A 17,991-nucleotide genomic window follows, 5' to 3' on the forward strand; every position below is an offset into this window, starting at 1 on the left:
CTGCGCGCAACCGCTTGCCGGCCCACCGGACGCCGCTCGACCATGTGCGCATGCGGCCAGGACGTCGTGTCATTCTCGGGGTCGACGTGGGCGCCACGGCGGTGCGGGCGGCCGCGTTCGCGCTGGACGGCACCGCGCGACACGTCGCGAGGCGGAAGTACCCGCTCCTGCAGCCGGCGCCCGGCTGGCAGGTACAGGATCCGGACGTACTCGTGGCGGCCACCCTGGAGGCGACGTCCGCGTGTGTCGCCGACACCGCCGGGGCGGAGGTCGTCGCCCTCGCGATGAGCTCCGCCATGTACGGCCTGATCGGGCTCGGCGCGGCGATGACGCCGGTGACGCCGCTGCTGACCCGGGCCGACTCGCGGTCGTCGGAGGCGGCCCGCGACCTGCGGATCTCCGGGCAGGGCCGGGAACTGCACTGGTTGACGGGCACGCCGGTGCACCCGATGAGCCCGCTGTGCAAGCTCATGTGGTTTGCCCGCCATGAGCCGTACCTCTGCACGGCGACCCGGTGGTGGATCGGCCTCAAGGACTACCTGCTCTACCGGCTCACCGGCAAGCTGGTGACCGAGCTGTCCTCGGCCTCCGGAACCGGGATGTTCGACGTCCACCGTCGGGCGTGGAGCCGCGCCGTGCTCGACCTCGTCGGTGTGTCGGAGAGTCAACTGCCCCCGGTCCTGCCCACGACCGCGGCGTTGCGGCTCTCGGCCCCTGCCGGACGGGCCGTCGGCCTCCCGTCCGGTACACCCGTCGTCGTGGGTGCGGGCGACGGCCCTTTGCACAACCTCGGCGCGGCGGCGATCGACAGCACCGTCGGCAACCTGTCGCTCGGGGCCACCGGGGCCCTGCGCACGGTCGTCTCGGCTCCGCTCGTCGACGAGGCGGAAACCCTCTTCTGCGACGCGCTGACCGAGGACGCGTGGGTTGTCGGCGGAGCGGTCAGCAACGGCGGCAACGTCGTACGTTGGGCGGGACGTGCCCTCGCGCCCGACCTCGACCATGCCGCGCCCACGCTTCTGGATCTCGCCGAGCGGATTCCCCCGGGAAGCGACGGCCTCGTGATGCTCCCCTATCTGCTCGACGACCCGGCAGCAGGATCCGACCCGCCGGGGGCGTACCTGGGGCTGCGGAGCGAGCACTCCCGCGGCCACCTGGTGCGGGCCGCCGTCGAAGGCGTGTGCCTGCAACTCGGTGTCGTCCTCGACCGCGTGGCCGAGCTGACGCCGATCAGCAGCGTCCGGCTGACCGGTGACGCCTTCCGCTCTCCACTGTGGCGCGAGGTGATGGCCGCCGTTCTGGATCGTCCGGTCCAGGCGGCGGGTGACGGCGATGACGCCGCCCTCGGCGCGGCCGCGCTCGGACTCTTCGCGATCGGCCTCGCTCCCGATCTCAAGGGGGCTGTCACCCAGCTCGATCCCGGCCGTGCCCGCAGCGAGCCGATCGCGGTCGACCCCGCCCTCGCCGCGACCTATCGCGGCCTGCGCGCGAAGCTGCCCGCGCTCATCAGCGCCGCGGGCCGGGTGGGTGAGATCCTCGACGAGGTGGCGGCCGGACCGTCCCCACCCGTGGGCTTCAGTGCTCCGGCTCCTCCTTGACCTGGGCCACGAGCTGGGTCGGGTTGACGTACCGCAGCGCGACGACGAGGAGCACGAGCATCATCGAGGTGTAGATCACCGCCATCGCGTCGACTGACTGCTGCGCCCTGATCCCGGACGCGGACATCGAGTAGTAGAGCGCCACGACGATGGTCTGCGAGTCGGGCCCCGCGGTCAGGAAGGTGAGCTCGAACATGCCCACGGTCCGGACGAGCACGAGGATCGCGGAGGCGAGGATGCCCGGCACCAGCAACGGCGTGAGGACCCGGAGGAAGACCGTCCGCAGGCCCGCGCCGCACATGCGCGCGGCGCTCTCGATCCGCGGGTCGATCTGCTCGATGAACGGGGTCATGGTCAGGATGACGAAGGGAACCGACGGTACGAGGTTGGCGAGCACGACCCCGGACATGTTCCCGGCCAGCCCGAACTTGTAGAGGACGGTCGCCAGCGGGATGCCGTACGTGATCGGGGGCATCAGGATGGGCAGCAGGAACACGAGGAAGATCAGCCGCTTGCCGGGGAACGACCGCCGCGCGAGGACGTAGGCCGCCGGCACGCCGATCAGCAGCGAGAGGCCAACGACGAGCACGGAGACCTCGAGCGTCACGACGATGACCTGCATGAGCGCGAACTCGTCCCAGGCCCGGCCGTACCAGCTGGTGGTGTAGCCGTCGGGGAGCCAGGTGTCGAACCAGCGCTGGCCGAACGAGCTGACCAGCACGGACGCCACGACGCCCAGCAGGTTGAGGAAGAAGAAGATGACGACGCCCCACACGATCCAGGCGGCCGGTCGCGCGGCGATGCGCCGCCGCCGGTCGGTGGTGGCGGGGGGCCGCGCTGGTGGCGCCTGGGTGATCGTTGCCATCAGCCCTTGCCTCCGGTGGAGCCGGTGTAGAGACGGTTGCGCGCCGCCAGGACCACCGCGATGATGACCAGCTCGACGAACCCCATGATCATTGCGATCGCCGAGGCGTACGGGTAGTCGTACTGCTCGTACGCCGCCTGGTACGCGGCGAGGGAGATGACCCGCGTCTCGCCCGCCGGATTGCCGACCAGGACGGCCGACGGGAACACGCTGAACGCCAGCACGAACGTCAGGCAGAAGGTCGTGGCCAGGCCCGGCATCAGCAACGGGAGCGTGATCCGCAGGAACCGGCGACGCCAGTCCGCCCCGAGCGTCGCGGCCGCCCGTTCCAGGGTCGGGTCGATGCCCGAGAGATAGGAGAGCACCAGCAGGAACGCGAACGGAAAGCCGGTGATCACCAGCGAGAAGAACACGCCCCAGTAGTTGTGGATCAGCCGCACCGGCTCGTCGACGAGGTTCGTGGCGAGCAGGATCCGGTTGAACCAACCGGTCGGGCCGAGGAAGTTCAGCAGCCCCTGGGCGGTGAGCACCGTGCCGAGCGTGATCGGCACGACCAGCAGTGTGGTGACCAGCCGCTTGCCCCGGAACCGACCGCGCATCCGGTAGGCGATCGGCACGGCGGCGAGGACGTTCAGGAGCGCGGCAGGCAGCGCGATCCGCAGCGTGATCCAGATCGTGCCCCGCTCGTACGCGTCGGAGAAGAACCGGGCGTAGTCGCTGAACGGCCCGCCGTTGGTCGGCTGGAACGAGAGCGTCAGGCCGTAGAAGAACGGGTAGAGGAACAGGGCGATGACGAAGATCAGGGCCGGGACCAGCAACCAGAGTTGCCGATCGACGCCCCGCTCCGCGAGACGGTGCCGCCAGTGCGCCAGCGGCCTGCCCGGCCCGGCGCCGCTCACCGCGCGGCCTCCGAGGTGTCCGCGAGCTGGTCGGGCCGGGGGTCGGTGGCCTGCTCCGCGCCTGCGGAATAGACGAGGAGCCGCTGCGGGTCGATGGCGACCTTGACCTGGTCGCCCGGTGCGATCCGCTGCTCGGTACGCAGGTGCAGCAGCTGTCCCGTCTCGGTGCGGGCCTCGGCGGCCAACTCGCGGCCCTGGTACTCGACCACCTCGATGCTCGCCGACATGGTGTTGTGGGCCTCGCCGGGCCCGTCGACGCGGATGTCCTCCGGGCGTACCGCGACCACCGCCTCCGCACCGGCCTGGAGGTCGCCCATGGCCTCGCCGAGCAGGCGATGACGGGAAGACTCGACCGTGGCCCGGGCGCCGTCCAGCTGCTCCACCCGTCCCCGCCACAGGTTGCGGTAGCCCATGAAGTCGGCGACGTGCCAGTTCGCCGGCCGGTTGTGCATCTCGCGTGGCGACCCGATCTGCTGCACCCGCCCCTCCCGCAGCACGACCAGCCGGTCGGCCAGGGAGAGCGCCTCCTCCTGGTCGTGGGTGACGTAGACGGTGCTGAGCCCCAGCGACTGGTGCAGCCGGCGAATCTCGGTGCGCATCTCCAGGCGCAGTTTGGCGTCGAGGTTGCTCAACGGCTCGTCCATCAGCACGAGGGAGGGCTCGAACACGACGGCTCGGGCGATGGCGACGCGCTGCTGCTGGCCACCCGAGAGTTGGCCGGGCAGCTTGTCGACGTGGGCCTCGAGCCGCACCAGCCGCACCGCCTCCTGCGTACGCCGGCGAATCTCCTCCTTCGGTAGCCGCCGCATGCGCAGCCCGAAGGCGATGTTCGCGCGGACCGTCAGGTGGGGAAAGAGGGCGTAGCTCTGGAACACCATGCCGAAGCCGCGGCGCTCCGGTGGCAGCGTGTCGATCCGGCGCTCGTCCTGCCAGATACTCCCCTGCGTCAACGGCAGGAGCCCGGCCAGGCAGTTCAGGGCCGTCGACTTGCCGCAGCCGGACGGGCCGAGCAGGGCGATGAACTCGCCCGCCTCGATTGTCAGGTCCAGCTCGGTGAGCGCGTCCTGGCCGCCGAACCGGCGGGACACGCCATCCAACCGCAGCTGGGAGAAGGCGCTCATCCCTGCTTGACCTTCCCGCCGCCGATCTCGCGGTCCCAGCGGTTGAACGCCGCCACGAGGCTCTTCGCGTCGAGCGGGACCTCGGTCGGGTTGCCGGCGATCAGCGCGTCGTACTCCGGGCGGCCGAACTCCCGGATCGCGTCCTGGCTCTTCTGCGGCGCCGACGAGAGCTGGACGTCCTTCACCGCCGGCCCCGGATAGAAGTAGCCCTCGTCGTACGCCTTCGCCTGCTGCTCAGGGGTGAGCATGAACGCCAGCAGGGCCAGCACCGCGGCCTGCGTGTCGGTCGACACGCCCTTGGGCATGACGGCGTAGTGCGCGTCGGTGACCCAGTGGAAACCGTCGATCGTGGCGATCCTGGCCTCCTTCGGCACCGTACCCAGCACGCGGGGGTTGATGTCCCAACCGGTCGTGCTGACGATCAGGTGAGCGGTGCCGTTGGCGAGGTTCTTCATCGTCTCGGTGGTGCCGGACGGGTAGTAGTCGACGTACTGGCCCAGCTCCTTGAGAAAGGCCCACGTCTTGTCCCACCCCGCCGCGGGATCCTTCGGGTTCGTGTCGCCCAGGATGTAGGGCAGGCCCATCAGGAACGTCCGGCCCGGGCCGGAGTTGGCCGGCCGGGCGTACTGGAACTTGCGGGGGTTCGCCTTGGCCCAGGCGAGCAGGGCGTCCGCGCTCGTCGGCGGCGCGGAGAGGCGGGACGGCAGGTATTCGAGCAGCGGGCCGGACGGATAGTAGGTGACCGTGACGCCGGCGTTGCCGGCGAGCTGCTGCATCGCGGCGGCCGGTTCCAGGTAGTTCCGCATGCCGCCGAGGCGGTCCTGGAACTTCGGCAGCACGTCCGTCCAGAGCCCCTGCTCGATGCCGGCCGCCAGGCCGTCGACGCCGGTCAGCACGAGACCGATGTCCACCCGGTCGGCTCCCTGCTGAGCCTTGATCTTGCCGGCCAGTTCGGGCGCCGGCGCCTTCGAATACGTCACCCGGGAGATCACGTTGGGGTTCTTCGAGACGAACTCGTCGATCATCGCCTGCGTCAGCTGCAGGTTGCCGGCGACGTCGAGAACGTTGAGCGTCACGGCCCGGGCGGGCCGCTCCGGTACCTCGCCCGTGGTGTCGCCCGAGGTTTTGCCGGGACCTTCCGGCGCCCCACACCCGACCGCGCCCACGAAGAGCGACGATGCCGTGACCATGAGAGCGCCGCGCCGCGTCATACCCATGAGTCGTTCCCTTCATCGACTACCCGGGCCGGCCAGGTAGGTCCACGCTCTGCCCAGGTGGGTCGCCTCGGCGAGGCCGCCCTACATGCGCCATCTGTGGAGCATTGAGACAGCCTGCGGGGCCGAACAGCAACGGGTTGCCATGTATTGCCTCGCGCGAATGCGCGCAGGAGAACCGACTGTTGCGAGGGCATTGCCGAGTACTCACCGGCGTCATAGCATGATCATGGCGCGTAGCCCGGGGGGAGCATGAAGATGCCCGACCACACCAGGCCGCCAGACAAGAGGGCCACGATCTACGACGTCGCGGCCGAAGCCAATGTCTCACCGTCCACGGTGTCCCGCGCCTTCTCCAAGCCGAGCCGCGTCAATTCCGAGACGGCCGAACGGGTCCGGCAGGTCGCCGAGCGGCTGGGCTACCGGACCAACCCGCTGGCACGCGCCCTCACCACGTCCCGGACGCACATGATCGCGCTCGTCATCCCCGACATCACCAACCCGGTCTACGCCGAGATCGTCCGCGGGGCGCAGGAGGCATCGCTCGGCGGCGAATACACCACCGTGCTGATCGACGCCCAGGAGTCCGACCGCCTGGAACGGGCGGTGATCGAACGAACGATGTCGACCGTCGACGGGTTCCTGCTGGCCAGCAGCCGGATGTCCGACTCGGCCATCCGGATGTTCGCCAAGCAGCGGCCGGTGGTCGTCCTCAACCGCGCCATCGCCGACGTGCCCTGCGTCGTGACGGACAACCCGCGCGGGGTTCGGCGGGCCGCCGAGCACCTCGGCGAGTTGGGGCACGACCACATCACGTACGTCGCGGGGCCGGAGGCGTCCTGGGCGAACGGTATCCGCTGGCGGTCGCTGCTCGAAGCGGGCATGGAGCTGGAGATCAAGGTACGCAAGATCGGCCCGTTCAGCCCGACCATGGAGGGCGGCGAGCGGGCCGCCGAGGAGCTGTGCGCGCATCCGGCGACGGCTGTCCTCGCCTTCAACGACCAGATGGCGATCGGCCTCATCCGCGGCCTCAGCTGGATGGGGGTCAACGTTCCCGGCGACGTCAGCGTCGTCGGTTTCGACAACATCCTCGCCGCTGACATCGTCACGCCCGGGCTGACCACGGTCGCGGCACCGTTCTACGCGGAGGGCTCGGCCGCCACCCGGCACCTGCTCACGATGATCGAGGGAGCGCCCGGGCACACCGGCAGACCGATGGTCCTGCCGGTACGCCTCGTGGTCCGCCGCTCGACGGCCGAACGCAACCCAAGCCCGGGGCAGGCCCGACCGCCATGGCTACGGCAGCGGCCGGCACCCAACCCGGCGGCCCACCTGTCGTGATCCCGTAAGCCACGGGCCGACGGTGTCTGCACCTACCCCTGGTCAGCCCGGCTGCGGTCCGGAAAGTCTCCGGAAATTCCGACGGTGACAACCCCGATTTCGGCTTCTGGGCCGGGACATCGAGGTGGTCAGCTCAAGCCGAAGTCGATCTGATAGGGCTGTTGGGCAGGATGAATGCCCTCCCGAGGAATGCCGATCGCCCAGGCCAAGCTTCCAACGCTGTTTCCGAAAATTGTTGACAAGCCGACCGGAGGGTCAATACGGTCGCCATCGACGGTGCTCGATCACCGTCGATGGCACCCACCGCGACCCACTCCCCCGGTCGTCGCGCAGGACGACCAACCACCACCACGTGGTACGCGCCGATGCCCGCCCGGCCATCGCCTGGCCGCCGGTTCGTGCCGCACCGCTGGCCTCCCGCCAGCCGTCACGAGGAGGACGCACGTCCATGGACGACATGAACCACACACCCACCAGACCGAGAGGGCGCGGCCGCATGCGGTTGCTCCTCGGCGCCGCGTGCGCCGCGGTGGTGGCCGTCAGCAGCACGGTGCTGGCCACCAACGCGTACGCCGAGGCCGATCGGACCGTCAGCTCGAACGCCACCGGCACGCACAACGGGTTCTTCTACTCGTTCTGGAAGGACAGTGGCAACGCCAGCATGACGCTGCGCGCCGATGGCCGATACTCCAGCCAGTGGGGCAGCGGCACCAACAACTGGGTCGGTGGCAAGGGTTGGGCCACCGGCAGCCGCAGGACGATCAGCTATTCGGGCACCTACAGCCCGAACGGCAACAGCTACCTCGCCCTGTACGGATGGACGCGGAACCCGCTGATCGAGTACTACGTCGTGGAGAACTTCGGCACCTACAACCCGAGCACCGGCGCCACCCGGGTCGGCTCCGTCACCACCGACGGCGGCACCTACGACCTGTACCGCACCCAGCGGGTCAACCAGCCGTCCATCGACGGCATCGCCACGTTCTACCAGTACTGGAGCGTCCGTCAGCAGAAGCGCACCGGTGGCACCATCACCACCGCCAACCACTTCGACGCCTGGGCCCGCGCCGGCTTGAACCTCGGCACCAACCACAGCTACCAGATCATGGCCACCGAGGGCTACCAGAGCAGCGGCAGCTCCGACATCACCGTCCGGGAAGGCGGTGGCGGCAACCCCGGCCCCGGGCCCACCACCGGCAACCCGGGAGGCGGCAACTGCACCGCGACGCTCTCCGCCGGCCAGCAGTGGGGCGACCGGTTCAACCTCAACGTCGCGGTCAGCGGCACCAGCAACTGGGTCGTCAGCCTCGGCCTTGGTGGCGGCCAGAGCCTGCAGAACAGTTGGAACGCCTCCGTCAGCGGCACGAGCGGAACCATCACCGCCAGACCGAACGGCAACGGCAACAACTTCGGCGTGACGATCATGGCCAACGGCAACTGGACCTGGCCGACGGTCACCTGCCGAACCGGCTGACCCCGACCAGCTCCGGACAACCGCACCTGTGGCGGGGGGGGGGGGGGGGCGCGCGCCCCCCCCCCCCGGGGGCGGGGCGCCCCCCCCCCCCCCCGCCACAGCAGGTCTGTCATCATCCCGCCCGCCTCTGGCCCGACCTGGGGCGACTTGGGCCGGATCCCCGGGTCACCCGTCGAGGCGGGCGGTGAGGTCGGCGCCCGTGGCATCCGCCGTCGCCGACTGGACCGGCGCCACCGCGTTGCCTCCGGCCGCCGACTCCTCCGCCGTCGGTGCATCCGCCGGCTCCTCGGTCGGTGCCGCTGTCGTTGCGCCCGTGGGAGCCGGCGTCGGTTCCTGCGGGGCGCTTTCAGAGGTGGTGGGGCCGGGTGAACCCTGACTGCTGTCGCCTGAAGGCGTGGACCGGCCCGTCGTGCCCTCGGCTGCTGGACGGCTGGTCGTCGGGGTCGCGGATGCGGGCACGCGTACCGGCGGACCGGCGGAATTGCGTGTGGCGGGTTCGCCGCCACCGACGCCAGGGCCAGGCTTGTCCTGCCCGGGTGGCACCGATGTCCGCACCGCGGGCGGTACCGCGGGAGGTCCCGACGGTCGCCCGGCCGGGCCCGGCCGCATCCCGGTGGGATCAGCCAGCACCAGGACGGCAGCAACAGCGGCCAACGATCCGAGAAGCACCGCGAGCGTCGTACGTCCGGGACGGACACCCCGGCTCAATGCGCCGCCGAGGGCCAACCGCCGGGTGTTCGGGTGCTCGGTCCGCGGCCCGGTCGCGGTCGCCCAGGTGGCGGCCCTCAGTTGCGGGTCGGACGAGTCCGCGAGCGCCTGCGCCGCGGTGGCCAGGGCCGCCGCCGTCGGGAACCGGCGGGTGGGCTCCTTGGCCATCGCGATGGCCACCAGCTGCCGTACCTGCGCCGGGACGCTCTCGGGCAGCGGCGGTGGTTCCTCTTCGAGGTGGCGCAGCGCCACCGCGACGGCGTTGTCGCCCTGGTACGGGGGTTCACCGGCGAGGCAGTGGTGGACGACAGCGCCCAGCGCGTAGATGTCGATCGCCGGTGTGCTCTCGTTCTTGGACACCTGCTCGGGCGCCATGTACAGGGCGGTGCCGACGACCTGGTTCACCCCGGTCAGGCTCGCCGCCTCCGGCATGACGGCAACGCCGAAGTCGACGAGCACGACGTGCCCGTCCGGCTCGATGATCAGATTGTTGGGCTTGACGTCCCGGTGGACGATGCCGGCGTCGTGCGCGGCCTGCAGGGCTCGGGCGGTCTGCGCGGCGATTGACATCGCCTCGGCCGCGCCCAGCTGGCCGACCTCGGCGATCCGCTCCGACAGGGACTGTCCCTGCACACATTCCATCACGATGTAGGCGAGGACCGGCTCTCCGGGCCGGGACATCTCGCCGTAGTCGTAGACCTGGGCGACACCCGGGTGACGCAGGGCCGCCATGGCGCGTGCCTCGCGGCGGAACCGCTCGCCGAAGCCGGCGTCGGCGACCAGGCGGGGGTGCAGCATCTTGACGGCCACGCAGCGGTCCAGGGTCTCGTCAACCGCCCGCCACACGTCGCCCATTCCGCCGCTGGCGATGCTCTCGACCAGGCGGTAACGGTCTCCGACGACTTGCCCCACACTCGGCATGATGCTTTCGGTACCCCGGACTCATCGTTCTCAAGCACCGCGCCGCCGCCCGGTCGCCCGACCTCCGATATCGGGTTGTCGCCGCCATACGCCTCGACGATGATGGCCACGACCCGCATCCCAGCCGACGGAACCACCATGGATCTCGCCCAACGTCGTGAGCTAGCCCGCAGGGCGCTCGATGGCTACGAGAGTGGCCCTGACGCCACAACCCGGGCGATGACCAGCGCCCGGGCGAAGATGGGCGACGCTGTGGCCCTGGTCCTGGTCGAGGGTCTCAGCGACCAGATCGCGCTCGAGACGGCCGCGACCGGCGGCGGCCGGGATCTCGAAGCGGAGCGCGTCGTGATCGTGCCGATCGGCGGGGCACACGCGATCGGCCGCTTCCTGACCGAGCTGGGCCCGCTGACCACTCAGGTGCGTCTCGCCGGCCTGTACGACGTGCGTGAGGAGGAAGTCTTCCGGCGCGCACTGGTCGCCGCCCAGATCGGCTCGCCCCACACTCGCGCCGACATGGAGCGCCTCGGGTTTCACGTCTGCGTCAACGACCTCGAAGAGGAACTGATCCGGGCCGTGGGCGCCGCAGAGGTGGAAGCCCTGTTCGACTCGCAGGGCGATCTGGGTTCGTTCCGCTCGCTGCAGAACCAACCCGCCTGGCGCGGCCAGGAACCCGAGCGGCAGATGTGGCGGTTCCTCCGCAGCGGCGCGCGTCGCAATCTGCGCTACGCACGACTGCTCGCCGAGGCGGCAATCGGCCGGGGTGCGCTGCCTCGGCCACTCGCCGCGCTGCTCGAGGCGGCGAGGACCGACAGGGCTGTGGCGTGACAGAGGGATGGGATCGGCGATGGACGGCCCGACCCGGGTTGCGCCGGCCGCCGATCCGACGACCCGTCGATGCCCGCCGGCGCGCACGTCAGACGGTGATGACGACTTTCGCCCGCGCGTGTTCACCTTCGAGGTATCGCATGGCCTGGGGCACCTCGTGCAGCGGATAGGTGCGGTCGATGACCGGGGTGAGGCGGCCGGTCTCGGCGTGCGCGCGGAGCGTGTCGAGGTGCTGCCGGCTGGGTGCCGCCGTGAGGATGACGATGCGGTGTCGGACGAAGGGTGCCAGCAGCCGCCCCCGCGCGATGAGCTTGACCGGTCCGATGAGGCTCCCGCCGCGGTACACGCCGCCGCCGGAGAGCACCAGCGTCCCGGTCGGGGTCAGCACCCGCCGGAGCGCGGTGAGTGAGCGGTTGCCGACCAGGTCGAACACGACGTCGTAGCGGCGGATGTCGCGGGTGAAGTCGTCCTGGGTGTAGTCGACGACGTGGTCGGCGCCGAGGGAGCGGACCAGGTCGACGTTGCGGGTGCTGCACACACCGGTCACGGTCGCTCCGAGCGTCTTGGCCAGTTGGACGGCCATGGTGCCGACGCCGCCGGAGGCCCCGTTGATGAGAACGCGGTGGCCCGACTCGACCTGCCCGACACCGCTCAGGCCCATGAGCGCGGTGATGCCGGCCAGTGGCAGGGCGGCCGCCTGCTGCGGCGTCAGGTTCGCCGGCTGCGGCGCGACAAGGGTCTCGGGTACGCACACGTACTCGGCGAACGCGCCGTTGGCGTCACCGAGGTCGCCGAAGACGGCGTCACCCGGGCGCACCTGGCGAACCTGCTTGCCGACGGCCTCGACCCGGCCGGCGAAGTCGCGGCCGCGGATGCGTGCTCGGGGCCTTGATCGGCCCATGGCCAGCCGCGCCATCCGGGGGTCACCACGCATGGCATGCCAGTCGTACGCGTTGAGCGCGGCGGCCTCCACCCGCACGAGCACTTCGTCGGCGGCAGGGACCGGCGCGTCCACCTCCGCGAGCGTGAGCGTCTCCGGCGGGCCGTAGCGGTCTTGAACGATCGCCTTCATCTTGCTCCCCTTCCCCGAGTGTACGGCGTACACCCTTAGAAACAAGGTAGGTGTACGCCGTACACCTGTCAAGAGGATTATGGTTCAATCGGCCGCCGAACGATGAGGAGCGAGATGGCTGAGCAGGCTGAGACGCTGCGCCGGACGCCGCTGAGCAGGGACCGGGTCCTGCACGCCGCCGTCGCGCTCGCCGACGGGGCCGGGATCGAATCCCTCAGCATGCGCAACCTCGCTCAGGAACTGGGCGTCGTGCCGATGGCCCTCTACAAGCACGTGGCCAACAAAGACGAACTGCTCGACGGCATGATCGACGTCGTCGTAGGCGAGATCGACCCGCCCGTGCCCGACGCCGACTGGAAGCTCACCGTCCGCCAGCGCATCCTCTCGGCGCGGCAGGTGCTGCAGCGCCACCCCTGGGCGCCGCTCGCGATCGAGTCACGGAACATGGCGACGCCGGCCATCCTGTCCTACCTCGACTCGATGATCGGAACGTTCCGGGCCGGCGGGTTCTCCGTCGACCTCGCGCACCACGTCATGCACGCGATGGGTAGCCGGATCCTGGGCTTCAGCCAGGAGCTGTTCGACGCCGCCCGGCGCGCCGGCCGGTCCGGCACGACCACCCCGGAGCCACCGGCGGCCCTGCCCCCGGAGATCGCGGCCAGATTCCCACACGTCGCGGAGATCGCCATGGCGGCGTCCCACGACGACGCGTCCGTCCTCGGGCAGGGCTGTGACGACCAGTTCGAGTTCGAGTTCGCGCTCGACCTGCTCCTCGACGGCATCGAACGGCTGCAACAGCAGGGCTGGGCATCGCCACGCCGGCCTCGCTGAGCCGTCGGCCAGTGGTGGCGGTCCTGCCACCCGGACCATTCAGCCCACCCCTGCCGCGCCCAGCCCACTCCCCCAATCGAGCCGGCGGCCGACCCGTGCACGCACGGTACGGTCGGCGGTCGAGTTGCTAGCGTTCGGCGCTTGTGCGATGAGGAACGGACGGCGGCCGGGGAGAACGCGTTCGGCCTGGCCGCGTTCGGCTCGGCGAGTGAGATCTGCGCCGACGTATGGATCCCCGGTTTCGCGGGCGCGCCCGCGGACGCCCGACCACGCACCGGCGACGGGCACCGGACCGTGCGCGGCGGCACCGCCGACCTCTACCCGTGGCAGGGCTGCGACGAGTGGCTATTGCTGCTTTCCGGCACCGGTACGAGCACGCCCAGTTCACCTCGGTCCGTCCGGTCGCACCGCTGCCAGCCCGTTAGGGTCTGTCGAAGTCGGCGACAGCCCGTGATCTCGTCCGCCGCCTGCGGATCGTCAGATGTCCGCCCGGTCGTCGCTGACGATGATGGCGATCTTGCCGCGGCGGGAGCCTTCGCCTGCGGCGGTATGCGCGGCGGCAGCCTGATCGAGGGTGAACACGGCCTCGATCGGCATCCGGAAGCGGCCCTCAGCGAACAGTGCCGCCGCCTCGGCAAGGCCGTGGCGTCCGTCGGGTTGGCCTCCGAGCTGTCCGGTCGAGATGCGGACGTTGTGCCGGGCCGCGCCGAAGTCGGCGAGGGTCACCACCTTCTCGGGTGTCCCGGTGATCTCGATCAGTTCCGGGAGCGAGCCCGCCCCGGCGATGTCGAGAGCGCGGTCGACCCTGGTCACGCCGAGTGCGGGGATGCGGTGCGCAAGTCCCGGGCCGTACGTGGTCGGGGTGGCGCCCAACTCGGTGATGAAGGCGTGGTTGTCGGACCGTCCGGTCCCGATGACGTGCGCGCCGCGTGCGGCGGCGAGTTGCACGGCGACACTGCCGACACCGCCGGCGGCACCGTCGACGACGATGGTCATTCCGTCCCGCAGGTCGAGGAGGTCGAGGGCCCGGGTGGCGGTTTCGATGCTCGATCCTGCGGCTCCGGCCTGTGCCCACGGCATCGAGGCAGGCTTGTGCGCCCAGAGCCGCAGTACCGCGAATTCGGCGTGGGCGCCGCCGAGCCGGGCGACGTTCACCGTGCCGAACACGTCGTCGCCCACGCCGACACCCGTGACACCCGGTCCGACCGCGTCGACGACTCCGGCCGCGTCGACGCCCGAAATGTGTGGTAGCGACAATCGTGTGCTCATCGGGGTGGCCCCGGACCGGAGGCCGAGATCGACCGGCGAGAGTCCGCCCGCTCTGACCCGCACGCGGATCTCGCCAGCGCCGGGGTGAGGCATGTCGGCGCTACCCACCTGGAGAACCTCGGGGCCGCCAAACTGATGGAACTGAAGTGCGAACACCGCTTCCTTCCCTGGCCGGAGGGTCCGGCTCCGCAGTACCGTAACGACGAAACGGAGCAGGTGTTCCAGATGCGGTCGAGGTGAGAGAGCAGGGACAACGGATGTCTCGGATCGAGCGCTCGGACGCTCGGGCCAACCGCGAACGCGTCGTGACCGCGGCGCGCGAAGCGTTCGCCGAGGGTGGGCTCGAGGTACCCGTCCGGGAGGTGGCTCGCCGTTCGTCGGTTGGCATCGCGACCGTCTACCGGCATTTCCCGACCCGGGCGGACCTCATCACGGCGGTGCTCTCCGAGCGGGTCGCCGTGTGCGGTGCCGAGATGCGTCAGGCGCTGGCAGACCCGGACCCGTGGCGGGCGCTCTCCGGCACGATTCTGCGGTTCGCGGACCGACAGGTACAGGACCGAGGGCTCAACGAGGCGCTGCTCGGATCACACGAAGCCGGGCTCGCGTTCAGACGGGAACGGAAAGAGCATTCAGCAGCCTTCGAAACGCTCGTCGGACGGGCACACGCCGCGGGAGTTCTCCGCGAAGGTGTCACGGTCGACGACGTCCGGGCTGGCCTCCTGGCGATCGCGTCCTTCCGGGCTCTGCCGCCGGAGAGAAGCGCAGTGTTGATTCGACGGCTGGGCAGACTGGTGCTAGCGGGGCTGCGCGCTCCGAACTGACACCTGCGCTGCGTCGCGTGGCTCGGGTGACGTGAGGAACGGACGTCCGCTCGTCCGCCCGGAAACCTCACTCCTCGTCGGGTCCGGCAGCCTCGACGATCGAGACGGGAGTGCCAAGTTCGACGGTACGGGAGACGGTGCACAACCGTTCGTGCGACTGCTGCAACGACCGGGGCAGCGCCTCGCGGGCCCTGTCGCCGTCCTCGCCCACCGGGAACGTCACGGTGAACTCGACCCTGAGGTTCTGCATCCGGTTTCCTCCGGCCTCATCCCGGATCTTGTCGCCCGTGACGTCGACGGAGAACCGGGTCGGCTCGGCGCGGCGGCTGGTGATGTGGTCCACGTCCACCGCGGTGCAGCCGCCGATGGCAGCCAGCAGCAGTTCCACCGGCGTGAAGCTGGCGTCCTCGCCCGTGCCCATCGACAGCGAACCGCCGCGGATGTTCCGGGCGACGTAGTTCCCCAGACCGGTGCGCTCGATCTCCACCGAGCGGAAGGTGTCGTCACTCATGACAGGAAACTACCCAACCCTCCTGGTCCCCCGAGCCACCGGCCTGCGCTGGGAAGGAGTCAGACGTCGGCTTCGAGCGCGAAGGTGTTGCCGTCCGGGTCCTGGAACCACGCGATACGTCCACCGCCGGCCCGAGCGGTGATCCCCTTGGCGTCGTGTGCGAACTGGTCGTAGCGCGTGAACTCGACGCCGGCCGAGGTGAGCTCGTCAACAATCTGGTCGATGTCGTCGACGTACCACGTCGCGAGCGTCGCCGAGGTCTTCCCGGCAGTGACCGACTGGTACACGTTCAGCGCCGGCCCGCCACCAGACCCATAGACACGGCTGCCATCGGCGATGGTGGCACTGGGGCCGGACCGCAGCGCCTGGAGGCCCAGTTTGCCTTCGTAGAAGGCGACCGCCTTTCGTATGTCGGACACGGCGACCGAAGCTCTGAGGTGGTACCTGTTCAAGGGCATGAGCCACCTTCCCACACCCGCGGAGCCGGGCCGACGGTCAGCCGCCCATGCCCAGCTGGGGATACAGGGCGTCGGGGGCGGCGACCGCGCCTCGCGGCCGCGTGACGTCGATGGCCGCGCCGAAGTCGCTGTAGCGAAGGGACGCGTTCGGCATCCCGCTGGCGGCTGGGATCAGGAAACTGACCAGCCGACCCTCGGTGTCCAGCGTTGCGCGGAACGCGTGGCTGCGCACGCTGTCGGGAAACGTGCCACCAGGGCCGGGGTTGAAGTTGATCCCGTTGCCGGCGCCGATCCGGGTCACGTCGATCGTCCCGGTGATGTGCGAGCCGTCTGCTCGTGCGGTGACGATCGCGTTGATGAGGCGGGCCGAGCCGCCGGGGTCGTTCTTGCCTGGGGCGAAGCTCAGGGCGAAGGCTGACGGCACCCGGGCCGGGTCGAGGGTCATCCATTCGTGGCCGACACCCGGCAGGTCCACGTCGGTCTTCATGTAGACGTCGTTGTCGATCATCCGGATCTCGGTGATCCGGCCGAACGTCGAGAGCGTGGCGTCGGCGCGCTTGTTGACGTTGTCGGCGTGCAGCAGTGACGTGACCTGACTCGCGATGTCGACGTCGACGCGAAAGCTCGTGTGATCGATGAACTTCGTACCTGCCCGCAGCAGGTCGATCGCCTTGGCCGTCGTGGCGGCCTCAACGTTGACGGTCGGCACCGGGGCGGGTTCGCTTCCCGTCCGCGGGCCAGCCGAGTAACCCAGAAGAAGCAGTGTTCCCGCGAGAATGCCGGCCATCGCGGCTCGACGTGTCATAACCACACATGGTATGCGGCTGTCGCAGTGCAACGGCATTTGTCGATCAATCCACCTGGTCCCGCACCGTCGGGTCGGCCTCGTTCCCTGCCGGCGCGTTCACCCGTGCTCAGGCGACTTTGAGGCTGAAGGCGCCGACCTGGTTGCCGCGCTGCACGTAGTGCGGCAGGTAGAGCTTCCACGTGACCGTCAGCTCCCGCCCCGGGTGCATGGAGGCCGGCACCTCGGCGACCATTTCGAACACGGCGGTGCCCCCGGCGGGGATCTTGGTCAGCGGACGGCAGTTCAGCCGGTACAGCTGAGACGTGTTCACGGCCTCATTCGTCGCATCGCCGAGGGAGAAGCGTTCCATCAGATAGCCCGGACAAGGGTCCAGCGCGAGCGGGCCACCGGTCGGGTTGCCGAGTGTCACGCGGAAGGTGAGCCGCGACCCGGCCGCGGCGGCTGGCGGCCCCGCGACAGTGACGGTGAGCTCGTCGAGCGGCGAGGATGGAGGCCTCGACGCCGCGACCGGCTCGGTGAACCCGCTCACGTACAGCGTCGCCCGCGCGTTGGGATTGACCCCCTCGCCCTGCTGGCAGCCGGGGCGGTCGTCCGCGGTGATGGGTGCGCGTAACGTGCCGCCGCCGTCCGGCACCTGGATCGCAAGCTCCAGCGCCCCGTCAGTCGGTTGGCAGAACGGCCCGGACCAGTCCAGGCGCAAGCTGGCGTGGCCACCGGCAGGCACGGCGACCACCCGGGCCCGAGCCTCGCCGTTGATGCCGTGCTCGTAGAGCATGGGAATTTCACGGCCGTCAGCGAACATGGTGGTGGGCACTTCACCCTGCAACGTGCACTCGACCTTCGACGAGTTCCGCACGTCCACCTCTCCGATGAGCTTGCCGATGGCGGCATCCCTGCCGCGGGGTGTCTCACCGCCGTTTCCGGGCCGCGTCCAGCGGACGAGTCGGCCGGACAGCTGCTGCGCCCGGCACGGCTTGCTTGCGGCTGCCGGGACCCGTGGTCCGGCCGGGCGCCCGTTGAGGTCCTCCGCCGTGATCTTCAGGTCAGCCCACGGGACGCTGCCGTCGGCGAGCAGCGAGGTGGGCGCTGGCTCTGCGGCCGACCGGTCCGGACGACCCGGCTGGGCATTCGGCCCGGCGCAGGCCACGGCAACAGCGAGCACGATCAGCAGCTGCGGTAGCAGTCGACGCATGACCACCACCCTCGCACGACGGGACGGCACGGCGCCTAGGTAGCCGTGCTCAGAGACAGGGTC

Annotated in this window: 17 protein-coding genes and 1 pseudogene; 7 read left to right on the top strand and 11 right to left on the bottom strand. The window is 70.2% G+C overall.

Annotated elements, in window-relative coordinates:
* Window positions 1-50 precede the first annotated feature (50 nt).
* Window positions 51-1,598, top strand: coding sequence for a gluconokinase (locus tag ACFYPS_RS25625; RefSeq protein WP_354965753.1), 1,548 nt, complete (start codon window positions 51-53; stop codon window positions 1,596-1,598).
* Here ACFYPS_RS25625 and ACFYPS_RS25630 read toward each other — a convergent pair.
* Genes ACFYPS_RS25630 through ACFYPS_RS25645 form a run of 4 tightly spaced genes read right to left on the bottom strand, consistent with a single transcriptional unit; the run spans window position 1,576 to window position 5,700 of the window.
* A complete protein-coding gene (locus ACFYPS_RS25630; RefSeq protein WP_354965754.1) occupies window positions 1,576-2,463 on the bottom strand; it encodes an ABC transporter permease in 888 nt (295 codons plus the stop codon). The two genes, ACFYPS_RS25625 and ACFYPS_RS25630, sit on opposite strands and share 23 nt — an antisense overlap.
* Window positions 2,463-3,362 (bottom strand): ABC transporter permease, encoded by a 900-nt coding sequence (locus ACFYPS_RS25635; RefSeq protein ID WP_354965755.1) that lies wholly within the window; start codon window positions 3,360-3,362, stop codon window positions 2,463-2,465. Before ACFYPS_RS25635 ends, ACFYPS_RS25630 begins: the two co-directional genes overlap by 1 nt.
* The gene (locus ACFYPS_RS25640) at window positions 3,359-4,483 is read right to left on the bottom strand and encodes an ABC transporter ATP-binding protein (protein WP_387327578.1); all 1,125 of its coding nucleotides are present in this window, start codon (window positions 4,481-4,483) and stop codon (window positions 3,359-3,361) included. The genes ACFYPS_RS25635 and ACFYPS_RS25640 overlap by 4 nt, the downstream gene beginning before the upstream one ends.
* Window positions 4,480-5,700, bottom strand: coding sequence for an extracellular solute-binding protein (locus ACFYPS_RS25645; RefSeq protein WP_354965757.1), 1,221 nt, complete (start codon window positions 5,698-5,700; stop codon window positions 4,480-4,482). The genes ACFYPS_RS25640 and ACFYPS_RS25645 overlap by 4 nt, the downstream gene beginning before the upstream one ends.
* 255 nt (window positions 5,701-5,955) lie before the next feature.
* Between ACFYPS_RS25645 and ACFYPS_RS25650 the strand changes: the two genes are divergently transcribed.
* Window positions 5,956-7,038 carry a LacI family DNA-binding transcriptional regulator gene (locus ACFYPS_RS25650; RefSeq protein WP_354965758.1) on the top strand — a complete coding sequence of 361 codons (1,083 nt, stop codon included), beginning with the start codon at window positions 5,956-5,958 and terminating at the stop codon, window positions 7,036-7,038.
* 496 nt (window positions 7,039-7,534) lie between these two features.
* Window positions 7,535-8,512: a glycoside hydrolase family 11 protein gene (locus ACFYPS_RS25655; RefSeq protein WP_354965759.1), complete on the top strand. Its 978-nt coding sequence runs from the start codon at window positions 7,535-7,537 to the stop codon at window positions 8,510-8,512.
* Between the two features lie 165 nt (window positions 8,513-8,677).
* Here the strand turns inward: ACFYPS_RS25655 and ACFYPS_RS25660 are convergent, their stop codons facing one another.
* Window positions 8,678-10,132 (bottom strand): protein kinase, encoded by a 1,455-nt coding sequence (locus tag ACFYPS_RS25660; protein WP_354965760.1) that lies wholly within the window; start codon window positions 10,130-10,132, stop codon window positions 8,678-8,680.
* A 108-nt stretch (window positions 10,133-10,240) separates the two neighbouring features.
* Between ACFYPS_RS25660 and ACFYPS_RS25665 the strand changes: the two genes are divergently transcribed.
* Window positions 10,241-10,966 carry a TOPRIM nucleotidyl transferase/hydrolase domain-containing protein gene (locus ACFYPS_RS25665; protein WP_354965761.1) on the top strand — a complete coding sequence of 242 codons (726 nt, stop codon included), beginning with the start codon at window positions 10,241-10,243 and terminating at the stop codon, window positions 10,964-10,966.
* An 88-nt stretch (window positions 10,967-11,054) separates the two neighbouring features.
* On the opposite strand, the gene ACFYPS_RS25670 is transcribed toward ACFYPS_RS25665, so the two are convergent.
* Window positions 11,055-12,038, bottom strand: coding sequence for an NAD(P)-dependent alcohol dehydrogenase (locus ACFYPS_RS25670; RefSeq protein WP_387327583.1), 984 nt, complete (start codon window positions 12,036-12,038; stop codon window positions 11,055-11,057).
* A gap of 114 nt (window positions 12,039-12,152) precedes the next feature.
* Between ACFYPS_RS25670 and ACFYPS_RS25675 the strand changes: the two genes are divergently transcribed.
* Together ACFYPS_RS25675 and ACFYPS_RS25680 are read left to right on the top strand one after the other, a co-directional pair.
* Window positions 12,153-12,869, top strand: coding sequence for a TetR/AcrR family transcriptional regulator (locus ACFYPS_RS25675; protein ID WP_387327586.1), 717 nt, complete (start codon window positions 12,153-12,155; stop codon window positions 12,867-12,869).
* A gap of 147 nt (window positions 12,870-13,016) precedes the next feature.
* Window positions 13,017-13,294: pseudogene (locus ACFYPS_RS25680) on the top strand (hypothetical protein); the annotation flags it as partial.
* Window positions 13,295-13,346: 52 nt separating this feature from the next.
* Here the strand turns inward: ACFYPS_RS25680 and ACFYPS_RS25685 are convergent.
* Entirely contained in the window at window positions 13,347-14,294 is a 948-nt protein-coding gene (locus ACFYPS_RS25685) for an NADP-dependent oxidoreductase (RefSeq protein WP_387327589.1), read from the bottom strand.
* A gap of 101 nt (window positions 14,295-14,395) precedes the next feature.
* On the opposite strand from ACFYPS_RS25685, the gene ACFYPS_RS25690 reads away from it, so the two are divergent.
* On the top strand, window positions 14,396-14,959 hold the full coding sequence (locus ACFYPS_RS25690) for a TetR/AcrR family transcriptional regulator (RefSeq protein WP_387327592.1): 564 nt from the start codon (window positions 14,396-14,398) through the stop codon (window positions 14,957-14,959).
* A 67-nt stretch (window positions 14,960-15,026) separates the two neighbouring features.
* Here ACFYPS_RS25690 and ACFYPS_RS25695 read toward each other — a convergent pair whose 3' ends face one another.
* The 4 genes from ACFYPS_RS25695 to ACFYPS_RS25710 form a co-directional block, all read right to left on the bottom strand.
* Window positions 15,027-15,470, bottom strand: coding sequence for an OsmC family protein (locus ACFYPS_RS25695; protein WP_387327595.1), 444 nt, complete (start codon window positions 15,468-15,470; stop codon window positions 15,027-15,029).
* 59 nt (window positions 15,471-15,529) lie between these two features.
* Window positions 15,530-15,928: a VOC family protein gene (locus tag ACFYPS_RS25700; RefSeq protein WP_354965767.1), complete on the bottom strand. Its 399-nt coding sequence runs from the start codon at window positions 15,926-15,928 to the stop codon at window positions 15,530-15,532.
* Between the two features lie 37 nt (window positions 15,929-15,965).
* Window positions 15,966-16,733, bottom strand: a complete 768-nt coding sequence (locus tag ACFYPS_RS25705) for a hypothetical protein (RefSeq protein ID WP_387327599.1) — start codon at window positions 16,731-16,733, stop codon at window positions 15,966-15,968.
* 109 nt (window positions 16,734-16,842) lie between these two features.
* The gene (locus ACFYPS_RS25710) at window positions 16,843-17,928 is read right to left on the bottom strand and encodes a hypothetical protein (RefSeq protein WP_387327602.1); all 1,086 of its coding nucleotides are present in this window, start codon (window positions 17,926-17,928) and stop codon (window positions 16,843-16,845) included.
* Window positions 17,929-17,991: the final 63 nt, after the last annotated feature.

The organism is Micromonospora sp. NPDC005087, assembly GCF_042872965.1.
Lineage (GTDB): Bacteria > Actinomycetota > Actinomycetes > Mycobacteriales > Micromonosporaceae > Micromonospora.

Bases quoted from the DNA above. Each gene is read 5' to 3' on its own strand.
- ACFYPS_RS25625 (WP_354965753.1), top strand. From the start codon at position 51: ATGCGGCCAGGACGTCGTGTCATTCTCGGGGTCGACGTGGGCGCCACG.
- ACFYPS_RS25630 (WP_354965754.1), bottom strand. From the start codon at position 2,463: ATGGCAACGATCACCCAGGCGCCACCAGCGCGGCCCCCCGCCACCACC.
- ACFYPS_RS25640 (WP_387327578.1), bottom strand. From the start codon at position 4,483: ATGAGCGCCTTCTCCCAGCTGCGGTTGGATGGCGTGTCCCGCCGGTTC.
- ACFYPS_RS25645 (WP_354965757.1), bottom strand. From the start codon at position 5,700: ATGGGTATGACGCGGCGCGGCGCTCTCATGGTCACGGCATCGTCGCTC.
- ACFYPS_RS25650 (WP_354965758.1), top strand. From the start codon at position 5,956: ATGCCCGACCACACCAGGCCGCCAGACAAGAGGGCCACGATCTACGAC.
- ACFYPS_RS25655 (WP_354965759.1), top strand. From the start codon at position 7,535: ATGCGGTTGCTCCTCGGCGCCGCGTGCGCCGCGGTGGTGGCCGTCAGC.
- ACFYPS_RS25665 (WP_354965761.1), top strand. From the start codon at position 10,241: ATGATGGCCACGACCCGCATCCCAGCCGACGGAACCACCATGGATCTC.
- ACFYPS_RS25670 (WP_387327583.1), bottom strand. From the start codon at position 12,038: ATGAAGGCGATCGTTCAAGACCGCTACGGCCCGCCGGAGACGCTCACG.
- ACFYPS_RS25675 (WP_387327586.1), top strand. From the start codon at position 12,153: ATGGCTGAGCAGGCTGAGACGCTGCGCCGGACGCCGCTGAGCAGGGAC.
- ACFYPS_RS25690 (WP_387327592.1), top strand. From the start codon at position 14,396: ATGTCTCGGATCGAGCGCTCGGACGCTCGGGCCAACCGCGAACGCGTC.
- ACFYPS_RS25695 (WP_387327595.1), bottom strand. From the start codon at position 15,470: ATGAGTGACGACACCTTCCGCTCGGTGGAGATCGAGCGCACCGGTCTG.
- ACFYPS_RS25700 (WP_354965767.1), bottom strand. From the start codon at position 15,928: ATGCCCTTGAACAGGTACCACCTCAGAGCTTCGGTCGCCGTGTCCGAC.
- ACFYPS_RS25705 (WP_387327599.1), bottom strand. From the start codon at position 16,733: ATGACACGTCGAGCCGCGATGGCCGGCATTCTCGCGGGAACACTGCTT.
- ACFYPS_RS25710 (WP_387327602.1), bottom strand. From the start codon at position 17,928: ATGCGTCGACTGCTACCGCAGCTGCTGATCGTGCTCGCTGTTGCCGTG.